The organism is Lysobacter koreensis, assembly GCF_042677045.1.
Classification (GTDB): Bacteria; Pseudomonadota; Gammaproteobacteria; order Xanthomonadales; family Xanthomonadaceae; genus Lysobacter_K; species Lysobacter_K koreensis.
In genome coordinates this window covers 157,334-174,238 of the sequence record NZ_JBHTIH010000007.1, presented here as the reverse complement: position 1 = coordinate 174,238, position 16,905 = coordinate 157,334, and the positions used below count along the sequence as shown (strand labels likewise).

Below are 16,905 nucleotides of genomic sequence, written 5' to 3'. Positions count from 1 at the left end.
CAAGTGCCCGCAGCCGGTGCCTTTCAGAGGCGCGCCCACCGTAGCCAGCGCGCGATGAACACTGCTTGCCCCGCGAACCGGCGCGCGGAGAACTTTCCGGAACCGCGGTGCTACGCGGCGCGCGTAAGCCAGCGCGCATGAACCGGTCTTGACCGCCGGGGTCGGTGCGGCCGACTGCGGCCGAAAGTCATCGGCCCGACCGGCAGGGGGACTTCGCGCGCGCGGCGCGGCAAGATAGCCGCACCCCACTTTGGCGGAGACGCACGATGCGCCGCACTTCCCTGACGCTGCGTGCCCGACGCGTTTTGCTCGTATTGGCGGCGTTGTCGCTGCCGTGCGGCGCCGGCCTCGCCGCCGAGATCCACTGCGATGTCGAGAGCGACTACGAACTGAGCTTGAACGAGCGCAGCCTGATCCTGACCCGAGAATCCGCGGGCCACGCCGTCGCCGAGTCGAAAGACTCCCCACCCAAGGCGGTCGTGATGCGCCAGGGACGCCTGTTCGTCGACGACGAATGGGTGACGTTGAGCGTCACCGACAGCCAGCGCATCGCCGCCTTCGAGCAGGGCACGCGCGCGGTGATGCCCGAGGCCCAGGCGATCGGCCGCGCCGCGGCGGACATCGCCTTCACCGCGCTGGGCGAAGTCGCCGCCGGCTTCAGTCCCGACCCCAAGGCGGTGCGGGCCAAGCTGGCCCGCGCCCGCGCGCAGTTGGACGCGCGCCTGGCGCGCTCGGTGACCGCAAACCGCTTCAACGGCAGCGAGCTGGGCGACGGCATCGGCGAGGCGGTCGCCGAGGTCATCCCGAGCATGATCGGCGACATCATCGGAGGCGCGATCAGCGCCGCCTTCAGCGGCGACGCCAGCCGCCTCAAGCGCATGGAGAACCTCGACGCGCAGATCGAGGCCCAGGTCAGGCCGCGCGCCGATGCGCTGGAGCAGCGCGCCGAAGGGTTGTGCCTGCGCATGGTCGAACTGGACCGGATCGACAACGCGCTCGAGTACCGCACGCGCCACGGCCAGCCGTTGAATCTGATGCAGGCCGACGCGGGCCGTACGCTGCCGGCCGCCCGCAAGCCGCAGGCCGAGGCCACCCCAAGCCCGCGCTGAGTGCGCGCGTACCGCGGCGTACGTGCGCACGCCCGGGCCGCTGGCGCGGCGCGGCGCGGTTGGCGCTGTCGCATCGCACCGGCCACAATAGGGTTTTCGCGCATTGCAGGGCCCGACATGGCTGAGCTGAAGGAAGCACGCGTCCCGGATATCGGCGATTACGACGGCGTGCCGGTGATCGAGTTGCTGGTCGCGGTCGGCGACACCGTCGCCCAGGACCAGGGCCTGGTCACGCTGGAGTCGGACAAGGCGACCATGGAAGTACCGGCGCCGTTCGCGGGCGTGGTGCGCGAGATCAAGGTCAAGATCGGCGACAGCCTCGCCGAAGGCAGCGTGGTGGCGTTGATCGAGCCGGCCGGCGAGCAGCCTGCCGCCGCGGCGCCGGCGGCGAAGGCCGACACCGCCGTGCCGGCGTCGCCGCCGCGCGCGGAGCCGGTTGCACCCGCGGCCACCGTCGGCAGCGCGGAGACCGGCGCCAAGGTCGAACCGGTCGCGGTCGCCGCGCAGCCCGACCAACTCGCGCAGCGCGAGATCGCAGCGGCGCAGTCCGCGCCGGGCACCGACCCGGAGGCGATGCCGCCACGGCTTTCCAATTCCATGTCCCCGCCGGTCGCGTTCACCGCCGACGAACTGATGCCCGGCCAGGTGCCGTACGCGAGCCCGGCGGTGCGGCTGTTCGCGCGCGAGCTCGGCGTCGATTTGATGCAGGTCATGGGCTCCGAGCGCGGCGGCCGGATCGGCAAGGAAGACGTGCAGAAGTTCGTCAAGGCCGCGCTGCAGGGCGGCGGCGTGGGAGCCGCCCCGGCGTCTGGCACCGGCGCGACCCTGGGCGGGCTCAACCTGCTGCCGTGGCCCAAGGTCGACTTCAGCAAGTTCGGCCCGACCGAGACGCGCGCGCTGACGCGCATCCAGAAACTGTCCGGGGCCAACCTCGCGCGCAACTGGGCGATGATCCCGCACGTCACCCAGCACGACGACGCCGACATCACCGAACTGGAAACTCTGCGCGTCGCGCTCAACAAGGAAAACGAGAAGAGCAAGGACGGCACCAAGCTGACCATGCTCGCGTTCCTGATGAAGGCCGCCGTCAGCGCGCTGCAGAAATTCCCGAACTTCAATGCCTCGCTCGATGCCAGCGGCGAGAACCTGGTGCTCAAGCAGTACTTCCACATCGGCTTCGCGGCCGACACCCCCAACGGGCTGGTGGTGCCGGTGGTGCGCGACTGCGACAAGAAGGGCGTGTTGCAGATCGCGCGCGAGTCCGGCGAACTGGCCGCCAAGGCGCGCGAGGGCAAGCTCGGCCCGGCCGAGATGAGCGGCGGCTGCTTCTCGATCAGTTCGCTGGGCGGCATCGGCGGCACCGCGTTCACGCCGATCGTCAACGCGCCGGAAGTGGCGATCCTCGGCGTGTCGAAGTCGGCGATGCGGCCGGTCTGGGATGGCGCTGCTTTCCAGCCGCGCCTGCTGCTGCCGCTGTCGCTGTCCTACGACCACCGCGTGATCGACGGCGCCGCCGCCGCGCGCTTCACCGCCTACCTCGCGCAACTGCTGGCCGACATGCGGCGCGTGCTGCTGTGAGGCGCCGATGATCACGTCCGCACGCATGCTGGCCCTGTGCGCCATCCTGCTGGCGCCGCCGCTCGCGCGTGCCGACGAAGGCTGTCGCCTTGAGCTTGGCCGCGGCTGGCCGCCGGGCACCGAGAACCACGGCAGCGCCGTCGAACAGTTGCTGTCCCGGCATGCCGACGCGCCGGTGCTGACCCTGACCCTGCTGCCGCTGCGCGGCGCCGAAAGCGGGCTGGTGCTGATCCCCGGCGAAGGCGAGGGCGATTGGGCGGTGCGTCACGCCAAGGCCGAGCATCGCGTCTCCGACTGGAGCAACTCGCGCGACGGCGCCCGCCGCGAGCTGCGTACCGAGCAGGAACCGCTGATCGACCAGGCGGCGATCCCCGCCGGCATCGCGCGTCGCGTGGTGGCGCTATGGCAGCGCACCCTGACCGCGCTGGTGCCGGCCGACCGCGCCGCGCCGTTCCACGACGACAACGTGTGGCTGTTCGCCCTGCGCGATCCCGCCAGCGGAGAGGTGTTGCGGGTCAGCGGGCTCGCCCCCGGCTGCGGCCCGGCGGAACTGCTGATGGCGCAACGCGAGCGGATCATCGACACCATCGACGACGACCCCGAGGACCGCCATCGCGGCTGGGCCAAGCTGGAAGCATCATTGCGCGAGCTGCAGGACCGACTCGAACGCGAGCCGGCCATCGCCAGCGCGGCGCCGGGCAATGCCGATGCCACCGTGTCGGCGACCGCAGGAGACAACGATGGCAACGATTGAAGTCAAGGTGCCGGACATCGGCGATTACGACGGCGTCCCGGTGATCGAGCTGCTGGTCGCGGTCGGCGACACGGTCGCCAAGGACCAGGGCTTGGTCACGCTGGAGTCGGACAAGGCGACGATGGAAGTGCCGTCGTCGGCCGCCGGCGTGGTCAAGGAGCTCAAGGTCAAGCTTGGCGACAAGGTGGTCGAGGGCGCGGTGATCGCGGTACTCGAATCCGCGGAAGCCGGCGTCGCCGAGTCGAGGGCGACGCCCACGACCAGCGGACAGAGTGCTGCGCCCGCAGCACCTGCAGCACCTGCAGCGCCTGTACCGGCAAAGCCGGCAGCGCCGGCCGAGTCGAAACCGCCGACGCCAGCGCCAGCTACCGCCGGTGCACCGGCGTCCGGCCGCAAGGCCGACATCGAGTGCGCGATGCTGGTGCTCGGCGCCGGACCCGGCGGCTACACCGCGGCGTTCCGCGCCGCCGACCTCGGCCTCGACACGGTGCTGGTCGAGCGCTATCCGCAATTGGGCGGCGTTTGCCTCAACGTCGGCTGCATCCCGTCGAAGGCGCTGCTGCACGCGGCCGCCGTGGTCGACGAGGCCGCGCACGCGAAGGACTACGGCATCGACTTCGGCAAGCCGAAGATCGCGCTCGACACCCTGCGCGCCTACAAGGAGAAGGTCATTGGGCAGTTCACCAAGGGCCTGGCCGGCATGGCCAAGCAGCGCAAGGTGCGCGTGGTGGCCGGTACCGGCGCGTTCGTGTCGCCGAACGAAGTGGAAGTCGAAGGCGCCGATGGCAAGCAGTTGATCCGTTTCGGGCAATGCATCATCGCCGCCGGTTCACAGGCGGTGAAGCTGCCGGGCTTCCCGTGGGACGACGCGCGCGTGATGGACTCCACCGACGCACTCGCGCTGGCCGACATCCCCAAGACCTTGCTGGTGGTCGGCGGCGGCATCATCGGCCTGGAGATGGCGACGGTCTACCGCGCGCTGGGTAGCCAGGTCACCGTGGTCGAGTTCATGGACCAGCTGATGCCGGGCACCGACCCCGACCTGGTCAAGCCGCTCGCCGACCGCCTCAGGAAACAGGGCGTGGTCGTGCACCTCAAGGTCAAGGCCAGCGCCACCCAGGCGCAGAAGCAGGGAATCAAGGTGTCGTTCGAACCGGCTGCGGCCGGTGGCGCCGCACCCGAGGCGCAGGTGTTCGATCGCGTGCTGGTCGCGGTCGGGCGCGCGCCCAACGGCGGCAAGCTGCGTGCCGAGCAAGCCGGCGTCAGCGTGAGCGAGCGCGGCTTCATCCCGGTCGATCGGCAGATGCGCAGCAACGTGCCGCACATCTTCGCGATCGGCGACCTGGTCGGTAATCCGATGCTCGCGCACAAGGCCACCCACGAGGGCAAGCTGGCGGCCGAAGTCGCCGCCGGCGAGAAGAAAGAGTGGGTCGCGCGGGTAGTCCCCTCGGTGGCCTACACCGATCCCGAGATCGCCTGGGTCGGTGTCACCGAGACCGAAGCCAAGGCCAAGGGCCTCAAGGTGGGCGTCGGCAAATTCCCGTGGGCGGCCAGTGCGCGCGCGGTCGGCATCGGCCGCAGCGAAGGCTTTACCAAGCTGATCTTCGACGAAGCCACCCACCGCATCGTCGGCGGCGGCATCGTCGGCGTGCACGCCGGCGACCTGATCAGCGAACTCGCGCTCGCGATCGAGATGGGCTGCGAGGTCGGCGACATCGCGCACACCATCCACCCGCACCCGACGCTGAGCGAATCGGTGGCGATGGCCGCCGAGGTGTTCGACGGCACGATCACCGATCTCTATATCCCGAAGAAGAAGTAGAGCGGTCACCCCGAACGCAGCGGGGGGCCTGCTTTGGCGTGGTCAAGCAGGTCGCTCACTGCGTTCGGGATGACTGACAAGGCGAAGCCCCGGCCGATTGGCCGGGGCTTCGTGATGCCCACCGCAGCTTTTGCCTTGACGAGGAGAGAGTGGCGGGGGCGTTCAATGAGTCTGACCCGGTGCTTCGGCAAAGGTTCCGGGCCAAGCTCCGGCGATCAGCGTACGGCCGCGGCGAGGCAGGGCTGTCCGATCCGCGTGCAGCATCTCGGGCAAGTGGAGTTCGATGGCGTCGCGCCCCGGCGGCCACGGCGTCATGGCCTCCAATCAAACGTTCGCTTCGGCTCGATAGCCATGGGCTATGTTGGTAGGCCGTTGGCGTCGCCGCGCTTACCTGTCGGGTCACTCCATTGCGACCGCCCGTGCATAAGCTGCGACCTGGCGCCGCGTGCCCGCCCCCGCGAGGCGCCATCCAGGCGCCGCTGCCAGCGCTGCAATGGCCAAAACATGGCGTTTAGCGGTTGCCGCGGCAACCGCCGCCGCCTATACTTCCGCGGCTTCACCGGGCGCTTTGCGTCCTCCCCCGACCGACGAGCCCTGCGTGCACGATCCATTGTCCGCAGGCCGCCGGCTGGCGTCGCGCGCGATCGCCCTCCAGGCCGGCGCGACGGCGTTGGCCGCGCTGGCCTTCCTCGCCCACAGTGCGCCCTCGGCGCTCGCGGCGGCGGTTGGTGGTGGCGCGCTGGTCGCCGGGAATGCGGCATCGGCCTTCATGGCCCTCGGTGGCGGCGTGCAGCCGGCCGGGGCGGCGATGGGGCGGCTGCTGGCGGGTGTGGTGCTGAAATGGGCGGTGGTGTTTGCAGTCCTTACGCTCGGCCTAGCCGGGTTGAAGCTGCCGCCGCTGCCAATGCTGGTGGGAGTGCTGGCGGCGACGCTGGCCTTCGTGCTGGCCCAACTTCTGAAACGATAAGGTGTCTTTCGTGAGTGAACAGACCGGCTCGGGCGGCCTGAACGAATACATCAAGCACCATCTGACCCATAACACCGGGGAGATGTTTGGTGGCCAGTTCCACTTCGATACCTGGCTCGTCAGCCTGGGTCTGGGGTTGGTGTTCCTGCTGTGGTTCGGTCTGGCCGCGCGCAAGGCGACCGCCGGCGTCCCGACCAAGGGCCAGGCCTTTGTCGAGATGATCTTCGAGTTCATCGACGGCCAGGTCAAAGACACCTTCCACGGCGACCGTCGCTCGGTCGCGCCGCTGGCGCTGACCATCTTCATGTGGGTCGTGTTCATGAACACGATGGACCTGCTGCCGCTGGACCTGCCGGGTTGGCTGGTGCAGACGGTCGCCGGCGCCGAAACCGCGCACCACACCTATTCCCGCATCGTTCCCACCGCTGACCTCAACACCACGTTCGCCTTGTCGGTGTCGGTGTTCTTCATCCTGCTCGGCCACGCGATCTCCGCCAAGGGCGGCCTGGGCTTCGGCAAGGAACTGCTGACCGCGCCATTCCACGCGCACGGCTTCATGGCCGTGGTCATGGCGCCGGTCAACCTGCTGATGAACATCATCGAGTGGCTGGTCAAGCCGGTTTCGCTGGCCATGCGACTGTTCGGCAACATGTACGGCGGCGAGCTGGTGTTCATGCTGATCGCCGGCCTGATGGGCACGTGGCTGACCTTCATCCCGGGCGTGATCGCCAACTCGGCGTGGGCGATCTTCCACATCCTGATCATCCTGCTGCAAGCCTTCATCTTCATGATCCTCACGGTCGTCTACATCGCCGGCGCCCGCGAAGGCCACTGATCCAGCTCGACAGCTTCTTCCGCTTCCACCGTTTCGTTCCTTCACTTTCCAGCACTACCTTTACCAGGAGAACCACCATGGAATTCATCGCCCAAATCCAGAGCCTGACCGCGATCGCCATCGGCATCATCATCGGTCTGGGCGCCTTGGGTGCCTGCCTTGGCATCGCGATCATGGGTGCGAAGTTCCTCGAGTCCGCCGCCCGCCAGCCGGAGCTGGTGCCGATGCTGCAGGGCCGCATGTTCCTGCTGGCCGGCCTGATCGACGCCGCGTTCATCATCGGCGTCGCGATCGCGCTGTACCTGGCCACCGGCAACCCGCTGATCGGCGAGATCACCTCGCGCCTGACCACCGGCGGTTGATCCACCCCGTCCGCCCGCGGCCCGTGGCTGCGGGCGGATGTCGTCGGTCGGCCCGTTGCCGACCGCTTAGCACTACCTCTCAGCAATACCTCGAGGACCCGTCATGAATCTCAACATGACTTTCTTCGGTCAGATGCTCTCCTTCGCGATCCTGGTCTGGTTCACGATGAAGTTCATTTGGCCGCCGCTGAACGCGGCCATCGAAGAACGCCAGAAGAAAATCGCCGAAGGCCTGGCGGCTGCCGATAACAGCCAGAAGGCCCTCGCGCAGGCGCAGCAGAACGCCGATTCGGCGATGCGCGACGCCCGCGTCAAGGCCAACGAGGTCATCGATCAGGCGCACCAGCGTGCCAACCAGATCATCGACCAGGCCAAGAACGACGCGCTCGCCGAAGCCGCGCGCCAGAAGGCGCTGTCGGACGCCGAGATCGTCGCGTCCGCCAACCGCGCCCGCGAGGACCTGCGCAAGCAGGTGTCGCTGCTGGCCGTGTCCGGCGCCGAGAAGCTGCTCAAGCGCGAGATCGACGCCAACACCCACAAGGTGTTGCTCGACGATCTGGCCGCGCAGCTCTGATCGGAGCGCACTGACCGATGAGCCAGGCCCTGACCCTCGCCCGCCCGTACGCCCGCGCCGCGTTTTCGCTGGCGCGTGACGGCGGCCATGCCGCTGCGTGGTCGCAAGCGCTCGCGTTTGCGGCCCGCGTCGCGGCCGATCCGCAGGCGCGCGCGCTGCTCGCCCACCCGCGCCTGTCGGCCGCCGACGCCGTCGGCCTGCTGGCCGCGGACGGCGCGGATCCGGCGTTCACCCGCTTCCTGGGCGTGCTCGCCGACAACCGCCGGCTGCCGTTGCTGCCGGAGATCGCCGGCCTGTTCGAACAGCTGCACGCCGACCAGCAGCGCGTGGTCAAGGCGCGCATCACCTCCGCGCAGGCCTTGCCGCAGTCCGAGCTGGCCAGCCTCACCGCGGCGCTGAAGCAGCGCTTCGGCCGCGAGGTCGAGGTCGAAACCGCGGTCGATGAAGCCTTGATCGGCGGCGCGGTGATCGACGCCGGCGACGTGGTCATCGACGGTTCGCTGCGCGGCAAGCTCGCGCGCCTGCAGACCACGCTGGCCAACTGATCGGCCTCGCAACCACACCCGCATCAATTTGAACCACCGGCGGCAACGCCGGCACAAGGGAAAGCCCCATGGCAACCACGCAGCTCAATCCGTCCGAAATCAGCGAACTGATCAAGACCCGCATCGAACAGGTCAAGCTGACCGCCGAAGCGCGCAACGAAGGCACCGTGACCTCGGTGTCCGACGGCATCGTGCGCATCCACGGCATCGCCGACGTGATGCAGGGCGAGATGATCGAACTGCCGAACAACACCTTTGCCCTGGCGCTGAACCTGGAGCGCGACTCGGTCGGGGCCGTGGTGCTGGGTGACTACGAACACCTGCGCGAAGGCGACGTCGCCAAGACCACCGCGCGCATCCTCGAAGTGCCAGTCGGCCCGGAGCTGCTCGGCCGCGTCGTCAACGCGCTGGGCGAGCCGATCGACGGCAAGGGCCCGATCACCGCCAAGCTGACCGCGCCGGTGGAGCGCGTCGCCCCGGGCGTGATCTGGCGCAAGTCGGTCGACCAGCCGGTGCAGACCGGCTACAAGACCGTCGACGCGATGATCCCGATCGGCCGTGGCCAGCGCGAGCTGATCATCGGCGACCGCCAGACCGGCAAGACCGCGCTGGCGATCGACGCGATCATCAACCAGAAGGGCACTGGCATTAAGTGCGTGTACGTGGCGATCGGCCAGAAGGCCTCGTCCGTCGCCAACGTGGTGCGCAAGCTCGAAGAAAACGGCGCGATGGCGCACACGATCGTCGTGGCCGCGACCGCGTCCGAGTCGGCCGCGATGCAGTACATCAGCCCGTACTCGGGCTGCACCATGGGCGAGTACTTCCTCGACCGCGGCGAAGACGCGCTGATCGTGTACGACGACCTGTCCAAGCAGGCCGTGGCCTACCGCCAGATCTCGCTGCTGCTCAAGCGCCCGCCGGGCCGCGAAGCCTACCCGGGCGACGTGTTCTACCTGCACTCCCGCCTGCTCGAGCGCGCCTCGCGCGTGTCCGAGGAGTACGTCGAGAAGTTCACCAACGGCGCCGTGAAGGGCCAGACCGGTTCGCTGACCGCGCTGCCGATCATCGAGACCCAGGCCGGCGACGTCTCCGCGTTCGTGCCGACCAACGTGATCTCGATCACCGACGGCCAGATCTTCCTCGAGACCGACCTGTTCAACGCCGGCATCCGCCCGGCGGTGAACGCCGGCATCTCGGTGTCGCGCGTCGGCGGCGCGGCCCAGACCAAGATCATCAAGAAGCTGTCGGGCGGCATCCGCATCGCGCTCGCCCAGTACCGTGAGCTGGCTGCGTTCGCGCAGTTCGCCTCCGACCTGGACGAAGCCACCCGCAAGCAGCTCGAGCGCGGCCAGCGCGTCACCGAGTTGATGAAGCAGAAGCAGTACGCGCCGATGTCGATCGCCGACCAGGCCCTGTCGATCTACGCCGTCAACGAGGGTTACCTCGACGACGTGCCGGTCAACAAGCTGCTCGCTTTCGAGGAAGGCCTGCACGCGCACTTCGCCAACACCGCCGGCGAGCTGATCGGGAAGATCAACGGCACCGGCAACTGGAACGACGACATCGAGGCGGCCTTCAAGAAGGGCATCGCCGAGTTCAAGTCGACCGGTACTTGGTAATTGCGTAGGGCGGGCCCTGGCCCGCCTTCGTTGCAAAGCTGATATCGCACGGCGGGCTTGAGCCCGCCCTACCGAGAAGAGAAATGGCCGGCGGCAGAGAAATCAAAACCAAGATCAAGAGCGTGCAGAACACCCGCAAGGTGACGCGCGCGCTCGAGATGGTCTCGGCTTCCAAGATCCGCAAGGCGCAGGAGCGGATGAAGACCTCGCGCCCGTACGCGCGGGTGATGAAGCAGGTGATCGGCCACCTGGCGCAGGCCAATGCCGACTACCAGCACCCGTACATGATCGAGCGCCAGGATCCCAAGCGCGTCGGCTACGTCATCGTCTCGTCCGACCGCGGACTGGCCGGCGGCCTCAACAACAACCTGTTCCGCAAACTGCTCGGCGAGATCCGCAAGTGGCAGGAGCAGGGCGTCGAGGTCGACGTGGTCACCATCGGCCAGAAGGCCTCGGTGTTCTTCCGCCGCATCAAGGTCAACATGCTGGCCTCGGTCACCCACCTGGGCGACCAGCCCAAGCTGGAGCAGCTGGTCGGCGTGATCAAGGTGATGCTGGACAGCTACAGCGCCGGCAGTCTCGACCGCGTGTTCATCTGCTACAACGATTTCGTCAACACCATGACCCAGCGCGCCGCGTTCGAGCAGCTGCTGCCGCTGCCGGAGCCGGAGACGCAGGTCGCCCACCACGACTGGGACTACATCTACGAACCCGATGCGGAGACCGTGCTCAACCACGTCCTGACCCGCTACATCGAGTCGCTGGTGTACCAGGCGGTGCTGGAGAACGTGGCGTCCGAGCACGCCGCGCGCATGGTCGCGATGAAGTCCGCGTCGGACAACGCCACCAAGCTGATCGGCACGCTGCAACTGGTCTACAACAAGGCCCGCCAGGCCGCGATCACGCAAGAGATCTCCGAGATCGTCGGCGGCGCCGCGGCGGTTTGACCGGCACCGGTTTCCAGAACCACATCCCCGGCGGGCGCAAGCCGCGAACGCCAAGCAGCTTTAGAGATACGAGGAAATAGTGATGAGCCAGGGCAAGATCGTTCAGATCATCGGTGCCGTCGTCGACGTCGAGTTCCCGCGCGAGTCCGTGCCGCGCGTGTACGACGCATTGAAGGTCGACAACACCGCGATCACGCTGGAAGTGCAGCAGCAGCTCGGCGACGGCGTGGTCCGCACGATCGCGCTGGGTTCGACCGACGGCCTCAAGCGCAACCTGGTGGCCAATAACACCGGCAAGGGCATCTCGGTGCCGGTCGGCAAGGGCACGCTGGGCCGCATCATGGACGTGCTCGGCACCCCGATCGACGAGGCCGGCCCGGTCGAAGCGCAGGCGATGTGGGAAATCCACCGCGATGCGCCGAGCTACGAAGAGCAGGCCGCGGCGAACGAATTGCTGGAAACCGGCATCAAGGTCATCGACCTGATGTGCCCGTTCGCCAAGGGCGGCAAGGTCGGCCTGTTCGGCGGCGCCGGCGTCGGCAAGACCGTCAACATGATGGAGCTGATCAACAACATCGCCAAGGCGCACGAAGGCCTGTCGGTGTTCGCCGGCGTGGGCGAGCGTACCCGCGAGGGCAACGACTTCTACCACGAGATGAAGGACTCCAACGTCCTCGACAAGGTCGCGATGGTGTACGGCCAGATGAACGAGCCGCCGGGCAACCGCCTGCGCGTCGCGCTGACCGGCCTGACCATGGCCGAGTACTTCCGCGACGAGAAGGATGCCTCGGGCAAGGGCCGCGACGTGCTGTTCTTCGTCGACAACATCTACCGCTACACCCTGGCCGGTACCGAAGTCTCGGCGCTGCTCGGCCGCATGCCGTCGGCCGTGGGTTACCAGCCGACCCTGGCCGAGGAAATGGGCGTGCTGCAGGAGCGCATCACCTCGACCAAGACCGGCTCGATCACCTCGATCCAGGCCGTGTACGTGCCCGCGGACGACCTGACCGACCCGTCGCCGGCGACCACGTTCGCGCACTTGGACGCCACCGTGGTGCTGTCGCGCAACATCGCGTCGCTGGGCATCTACCCGGCGGTCGACCCGCTCGACTCGACCTCGCGCCAGCTCGACCCGAACGTGATCGGCAACGAGCACTACGACGTCGCGCGCAAGGTTCAGTCGACGCTGCAGAAGTACAAGGAGCTGAAGGACATCATCGCGATCCTCGGCATGGACGAACTGTCCGAAGAGGACAAGCAGGCCGTGTCGCGCGCGCGCAAGATCGAACGCTTCTTCTCGCAGCCGTTCCACGTCGCCGAGGTGTTCACCGGCTCGCCGGGCAAGTACGTGACGTTGAAGGACACGATCCGCGGCTTCAAGGGCATCGTCGAGGGCGAGTACGACCACCTGCCGGAGCAGGCGTTCTACATGGTCGGCGCGATCGAGGAAGCGGTCGAGAAGGCCAAGAAGATCACGGGTTAAGGCAGCGGCGCAGGGCGGGTTGCACCCCGCCGTCACGCACCACCCCGCCTAAGAGCGGCGGGTTGAAACCCGCCCTACCGGACAGAGAATCACATGGCATCCAGTTTCCGTTGCGACATCGTCAGCGCCGAGCACGAGATCTTCCACGGCGAGGCGACCCTGCTGGTCGCCACCGGCGAGATCGGCGAGCTCGGCATCGCGCCGAAGCACGCGCCGCTGATCACCCGCCTGAAGCCGGGCAAGGTGGTGGTGACCCTGCCCAGCGGGGAGCAGCTCGACTTCGCGGTTTCCGGCGGCATCCTCGAAGTGCAGCCCACGGTGGTGACCGTGCTGGCCGACACCGCTATCCGTGCCCAGGACATCGACGAGGCCGCGGTGCGCGCCGCCAAGGAAGAGGCCGAGCGAATCCTGGCCCACCGCGGCGAGAAGATGGAAGTCGCGCAGGCGCAGGCCAAGCTGGCCGAGGCGCTGGTGCAGCTGCAGGCACTGGAGCGCTTGCGCAAGAACATGAAGCACTGATCCCCGGCTTTGCGCGTCGATGAGAACGCCGGCCTCGCGCCGGCGTTTTTTCGTTAGCGGAGGCGCAAGCGAATCACCGCTGCAGCGGAACCCGTAGGTCCGAGCTTGCTCGGAACCTGCGCGGGGCAACCGGGCAGGCGTGATCCGAGCAGATTCGGATCTACATGAGCGCGGGCGCGGCGGAGCTCCTGCCCGAAACCGCTGGCCGTCCGACCAGCGTGCGCGGTCGGGAAAAAGCCATCCCAGCAAGCGCGGATCTACCGTTCCGTATGGCGTCCAAACCCATAAACTGCGCGCATGGCCAAGCTCTATTTCTACTATTCGGCGATGAACGCCGGCAAGACGACCACCTTGCTGCAGTCCGCGCATAACTACAGCGAGCGCGGCATGCGGGTGGCGATCCTGACCCCGTCGCTCGACGACCGCGCCGGCAGCGGCACGGTGTCGTCGCGGATCGGCCTGAGTGCGCCGGGGATCGCCTTCGAGCGCGAACAGGATCTGGAGCGGCTGGTCCGCGCCGACATCGCCGCGCACGGCAAGCTCGATTGCGTGCTGGTCGACGAGGCGCAGTTCCTTGCCAAGGCCCAGGTCTGGCAACTGAGCGAGGTGGTCGACGCGTTGCGCATCCCCGTGCTGTGCTATGGCCTGCGCACCGATTTCCGCGGCGAACTGTTCGAGGGCAGCCAGTACCTGCTGGCGTGGGCCGACGAACTGACCGAGATCAAGACCATCTGCCACAGCGGCAAGAAGGCGACGATGGTGCTGCGCGTGGACGCGCAGGGACGCGCGGTGCTCGACGGGCCGCAGGTCGAGATCGGCGGCAACGAGCGCTACCTGTCGGTGTCGCGCGCCGAGTACAAGAAGGTGATGCGCGGCGAGGGCGAGATCGCACCGCTGCAGCCGTCGTTGCCGCTGTAGTGCATGCGGCGCGCAACCGCTGGGTCAGCGCGCCGCCGAAGCGGTTGACGTCGACGCGCCGTCGGCGCAGCCCGCGCGGATCGCCGCGACCTCGCGGGTGATCGCGCCGCCCTCGCGCTGGGCCTGCTGCAACTGCGCCAGCAACGCGTCCAATGCCTGCATCGCCACGGGTTGGCGGGGGCCGCTGCAACGCACCTGCGCGGCATAGGCGCGCGCGCGCCAGGCCAGCGGGCGCAGGGCGAGGTCGGACTCTGGCAGGCGCGCCAGCGCGTCCAGTCGCACCAGCCCGCTCGCGTCGCCGGACAGAGCCTGGTGGCGGGCCAGCGACAGTTGCGCGGTGCGCGCGTTCGGGTGTTCGAAGCCGTAGCCGTGGCGGGTCAGCTGCACCGCCTGCGCCAGCCGCGCGACGATCGGGTCCGGCAGGCCGAGCGCGGCGCTGACTTCGCCGATCAAGCGGTCGACGTCGCCGACCAGGGCGTGGTTGGCGCCGTAACGCTCGCTGCGCAGGCGCCGCGCGCGTTCCAGGTGCGGCAGGGCGTCGCGGTCGTCGCCGACGCCGTGCTCGAGCTCGGCCAACTCGACCAGCGATTCGGCGATCTGGGCCGGGTCGCCACCGCGGCGGCTGATCGCCAGCGCGGTGCGTAGCGAACCCAGCGCCGCCCGGGTATCGCCGCGCTGCCATTCGACCTGGCCCAGCGCGCGGTGGCTGTCGCGCAGCTCGGCGTGGTCGCGGCCGTAGCGTTCGAGCAGGACGCGCTGGTGGTCGCGCAGCTCGCGCTCGGCATCGGCGTAGCGGCCTTGCTCGACCAGCACCGCGGCCAGGTCGCGTTGCACCGCCAGCGTCGTCGGGTGCAGCGACCCGTGGGCTTCGAGCGCGATCGAGAAGGCGCCGCGCAGCTCGCGTTCGGCCGTGGCGTGGTGGCCGCGCTGGCGCGCCAGCTCGGCGAGCCGGCGACCGATGCGGATCATCAGCGGGTGGCGCTCGCCGGCCACCTGGCGCAGCTGCAAGCGCGCCGCCTGGTAGTTGCGCCCGGCCGCCGCGGCATTGCCGTCGTCGGCATCCAGCCCGGCCAGGTCCAGGCGGTTCTCGACCTCGCCGATCTGCGCGCCGGCCGCATCGCGGCGCAGCGCCAGCGCGCGCTCGAACAGCAGCCGCGCGGTCCGGCGCTCGCCGTTGGCGCCGCGGCAGCGCCCCAGTTGCGAGTAGAAGTCCGCCGCCTGCGGCGGCAGCTGCGCCTGCTCGCGGCGCGCGGTGTCCAGCGCCGGTTGCATCAGGTCGATGCACGCGCGCGGGTCGCCGAGTTGGCGCAGCACCTCGCCGCGCTGGGTCAGCGATTCCAGACGCAGGCTGACCGGGATGCCGGCGGTGAGGTCGATGATCCCGGCCTGGCGGTCGAGCAGCGCATGCGCCTCGCGGTAGTCGCCCAGGCCGCTGCGCAGGCGCGCGACCACGCCGAGCAGTTCGGCGCGCGCGCGCGGTTGCTTCATGAGCTCGCGGTTGCCGCGTTCGACCGCGTCGTCGAGCAGGTTGCGCAGGTCGACGCCGCCGCCGTTGGGCGCGCCGCCGGCGTTCTCGAACAGGCCGACCATGAAGTCCTGCATCGCCTGCGCGCGGCCGGCCTCGCGCACCGCCTCGCGTGCCTGCCAGGCCACCACGCCCAGCGCCAGGCTCAGCACCACCGCGGCGAACGAGCCGGTGGCCAGCGCCCAGCGGTGCCGGCGCAGGTACTTGCGCATTCGGTAGCCGACGCTCTGCGCGCGCGCCTGCACCGGTCGCCCGGCCTCGTAGCGCTGCAGGTCCAGCGACAGCGCCTCGGCCGACGGGTAGCGTTGCTCGGGGCGCTTGGACAGCGTCTTCAGCACGATGTTGTCGAGGTCGCCGGCCAGCCGCCGCGAATGCCGGCGCAGCAGGTGCGGGTCGGCCCCGGCGGCCTCGCCGTGGGCATCGCGCAGCACGGTCTGCGAGGGCCGCAACGGATCGACGGCGAGGATTGCCTCCTCCCACTCGGCATCGGTCTGGCGCTTGAGCCGGTAGGGCTTGGCGTCGGTCAGCAGCTCGTACAGCACTACGCCCAGCGAGTAGACGTCGGTCATGGTGGTGACCGGTTCGCCGCGGATCTGCTCGGGCGCGGCGTAGTGCAGGGTGAAGGTGCGCACCCCGGTGCGGGTCTGCTCGACCTTGGGCGCATCGGAGTCGAGCAGCTTGGCGATGCCGAAGTCGAGCAGGCGCACGTCGCCGCCGGGCGTGACCAGGATGTTGGACGGCTTGAGGTCGCGGTGCACGATCAGGTTGGCGTGCGCGTGGCTGACCGCGTCGCAGATCTGCTCGAACATCCGCAGCCGCCTTTCCAGCGGCGTGTTGTGGTGCCGGCAGTAGTCGGTGATCGGCTCGCCTTCGACGTATTCCAGCGCGAGGTAGGGCAGGTTTTCGGCACTGATGCCGGCATCGAGCAGGCGCGCGATGTGCGGGTGCGCCAGCCGCGCGAGGATCTGCCGCTCGCGGGTGAAGCGCAGGCGCAGGTTGGGGTCCGCCAGGCCGGGGCGCAGCAGCTTCAGCGCGACCCGGCGCTGGTACAGGCCATCGGCGCGCGCGGCCAGCCAGACCTGGCCCATGCCGCCCTCGCCGAGCATGCGTTCGAGCCGGTACGGACCGATCTCGCTGCCCGGGCGCAGCGCCGCCAGCGGCGGGATCAGCGGTTCGGAGAGGAAGTCCTCGTGGCCGTCCTCCAGAGCGATCAGCGATTCCAGTTCGTCGGCGAGCGCGGCATCGTCGTCGCGCAGGTCGCGCAGGCGCTGCGCACGTTCCTGGTCATCCAGCTCGAACAGCGCATCGAGCAGGGGGGACAGCCGTTGCCAACGCTCGGCGTCCATCG

General features: G+C 68.9%; 15 protein-coding genes. 14 read left to right on the top strand and 1 reads right to left on the bottom strand.

The genetic code is table 11. The features are described from left to right. Positions 1–266 precede the first annotated feature (266 nt). The 14 genes from ACFQZQ_RS12855 to ACFQZQ_RS12790 all read left to right on the top strand — a co-directional run bounded on the left by ACFQZQ_RS12855 (position 267) and on the right by ACFQZQ_RS12790 (position 14,032). A complete protein-coding gene (locus tag ACFQZQ_RS12855) occupies positions 267–1,109 on the top strand; it encodes a DUF2884 family protein (RefSeq protein WP_386813258.1) in 843 nt (280 codons plus the stop codon). Beyond that, positions 1,110–2,687 carry a dihydrolipoyllysine-residue acetyltransferase gene (locus ACFQZQ_RS12850; protein ID WP_386813256.1) on the top strand — a complete coding sequence of 526 codons (1,578 nt, stop codon included), beginning with the start codon at positions 1,110–1,112 and terminating at the stop codon, positions 2,685–2,687. Between the two features lie 7 nt (positions 2,688–2,694). Then, entirely contained in the window at positions 2,695–3,441 is a 747-nt protein-coding gene (locus tag ACFQZQ_RS12845; RefSeq protein ID WP_386813255.1) for a hypothetical protein, read from the top strand. Then, entirely contained in the window at positions 3,428–5,263 is a 1,836-nt protein-coding gene (gene lpdA, locus ACFQZQ_RS12840; RefSeq protein ID WP_386813254.1) for a dihydrolipoyl dehydrogenase, read from the top strand. The genes ACFQZQ_RS12845 and lpdA overlap by 14 nt, the downstream gene beginning before the upstream one ends. Positions 5,264–5,861: 598 nt before the next feature. Beyond that, a complete protein-coding gene (locus ACFQZQ_RS12835; RefSeq protein WP_386813252.1) occupies positions 5,862–6,230 on the top strand; it encodes a hypothetical protein in 369 nt (122 codons plus the stop codon). 10 nt (positions 6,231–6,240) lie between these two features. Further along, the gene (gene atpB / locus ACFQZQ_RS12830) at positions 6,241–7,065 is read left to right on the top strand and encodes a F0F1 ATP synthase subunit A (protein ID WP_386813251.1); all 825 of its coding nucleotides are present in this window, start codon (positions 6,241–6,243) and stop codon (positions 7,063–7,065) included. A gap of 77 nt (positions 7,066–7,142) precedes the next feature. Further along, a complete protein-coding gene (atpE, locus tag ACFQZQ_RS12825; protein ID WP_386813250.1) occupies positions 7,143–7,427 on the top strand; it encodes a F0F1 ATP synthase subunit C in 285 nt (94 codons plus the stop codon). A gap of 103 nt (positions 7,428–7,530) precedes the next feature. Continuing rightward, the gene (locus ACFQZQ_RS12820; protein WP_386813249.1) at positions 7,531–8,001 is read left to right on the top strand and encodes a F0F1 ATP synthase subunit B; all 471 of its coding nucleotides are present in this window, start codon (positions 7,531–7,533) and stop codon (positions 7,999–8,001) included. 17 nt (positions 8,002–8,018) lie between these two features. After that, positions 8,019–8,546, top strand: coding sequence for a F0F1 ATP synthase subunit delta (locus ACFQZQ_RS12815; RefSeq protein WP_386813248.1), 528 nt, complete (start codon positions 8,019–8,021; stop codon positions 8,544–8,546). A 68-nt stretch (positions 8,547–8,614) separates the two neighbouring features. Next, positions 8,615–10,165, top strand: coding sequence for a F0F1 ATP synthase subunit alpha (atpA, locus tag ACFQZQ_RS12810; protein WP_386813247.1), 1,551 nt, complete (start codon positions 8,615–8,617; stop codon positions 10,163–10,165). An 83-nt stretch (positions 10,166–10,248) separates the two neighbouring features. Continuing rightward, entirely contained in the window at positions 10,249–11,112 is an 864-nt protein-coding gene (gene atpG / locus ACFQZQ_RS12805; protein ID WP_386813246.1) for a F0F1 ATP synthase subunit gamma, read from the top strand. An 82-nt stretch (positions 11,113–11,194) separates the two neighbouring features. Further along, the gene (gene atpD / locus ACFQZQ_RS12800) at positions 11,195–12,595 is read left to right on the top strand and encodes a F0F1 ATP synthase subunit beta (RefSeq protein WP_386813245.1); all 1,401 of its coding nucleotides are present in this window, start codon (positions 11,195–11,197) and stop codon (positions 12,593–12,595) included. A 93-nt stretch (positions 12,596–12,688) separates the two neighbouring features. Beyond that, a complete protein-coding gene (locus ACFQZQ_RS12795) occupies positions 12,689–13,114 on the top strand; it encodes a F0F1 ATP synthase subunit epsilon (protein WP_386813244.1) in 426 nt (141 codons plus the stop codon). Between the two features lie 297 nt (positions 13,115–13,411). Beyond that, complete coding sequence (locus ACFQZQ_RS12790) at positions 13,412–14,032, top strand: thymidine kinase (protein ID WP_386813242.1); 621 nt, start codon at positions 13,412–13,414, stop codon at positions 14,030–14,032. A 24-nt stretch (positions 14,033–14,056) separates the two neighbouring features. Here ACFQZQ_RS12790 and ACFQZQ_RS12785 read toward each other — a convergent pair whose 3' ends face one another. After that, complete coding sequence (locus ACFQZQ_RS12785) at positions 14,057–16,903, bottom strand: serine/threonine-protein kinase (RefSeq protein ID WP_386813241.1); 2,847 nt, start codon at positions 16,901–16,903, stop codon at positions 14,057–14,059. Positions 16,904–16,905 lie beyond the last annotated feature (2 nt).

Bases quoted from the DNA above. Each gene is read 5' to 3' on its own strand.
- ACFQZQ_RS12855 (WP_386813258.1), top strand. From the start codon at position 267: ATGCGCCGCACTTCCCTGACGCTGCGTGCCCGACGCGTTTTGCTCGTA.
- ACFQZQ_RS12845 (WP_386813255.1), top strand. From the start codon at position 2,695: ATGATCACGTCCGCACGCATGCTGGCCCTGTGCGCCATCCTGCTGGCG.
- lpdA (WP_386813254.1), top strand. From the start codon at position 3,428: ATGGCAACGATTGAAGTCAAGGTGCCGGACATCGGCGATTACGACGGC.
- atpE (WP_386813250.1), top strand. From the start codon at position 7,143: ATGGAATTCATCGCCCAAATCCAGAGCCTGACCGCGATCGCCATCGGC.
- ACFQZQ_RS12820 (WP_386813249.1), top strand. From the start codon at position 7,531: ATGAATCTCAACATGACTTTCTTCGGTCAGATGCTCTCCTTCGCGATC.
- ACFQZQ_RS12815 (WP_386813248.1), top strand. From the start codon at position 8,019: ATGAGCCAGGCCCTGACCCTCGCCCGCCCGTACGCCCGCGCCGCGTTT.
- atpA (WP_386813247.1), top strand. From the start codon at position 8,615: ATGGCAACCACGCAGCTCAATCCGTCCGAAATCAGCGAACTGATCAAG.
- atpG (WP_386813246.1), top strand. From the start codon at position 10,249: ATGGCCGGCGGCAGAGAAATCAAAACCAAGATCAAGAGCGTGCAGAAC.
- atpD (WP_386813245.1), top strand. From the start codon at position 11,195: ATGAGCCAGGGCAAGATCGTTCAGATCATCGGTGCCGTCGTCGACGTC.
- ACFQZQ_RS12795 (WP_386813244.1), top strand. From the start codon at position 12,689: ATGGCATCCAGTTTCCGTTGCGACATCGTCAGCGCCGAGCACGAGATC.
- ACFQZQ_RS12790 (WP_386813242.1), top strand. From the start codon at position 13,412: ATGGCCAAGCTCTATTTCTACTATTCGGCGATGAACGCCGGCAAGACG.
- ACFQZQ_RS12785 (WP_386813241.1), bottom strand. From the start codon at position 16,903: ATGGACGCCGAGCGTTGGCAACGGCTGTCCCCCCTGCTCGATGCGCTG.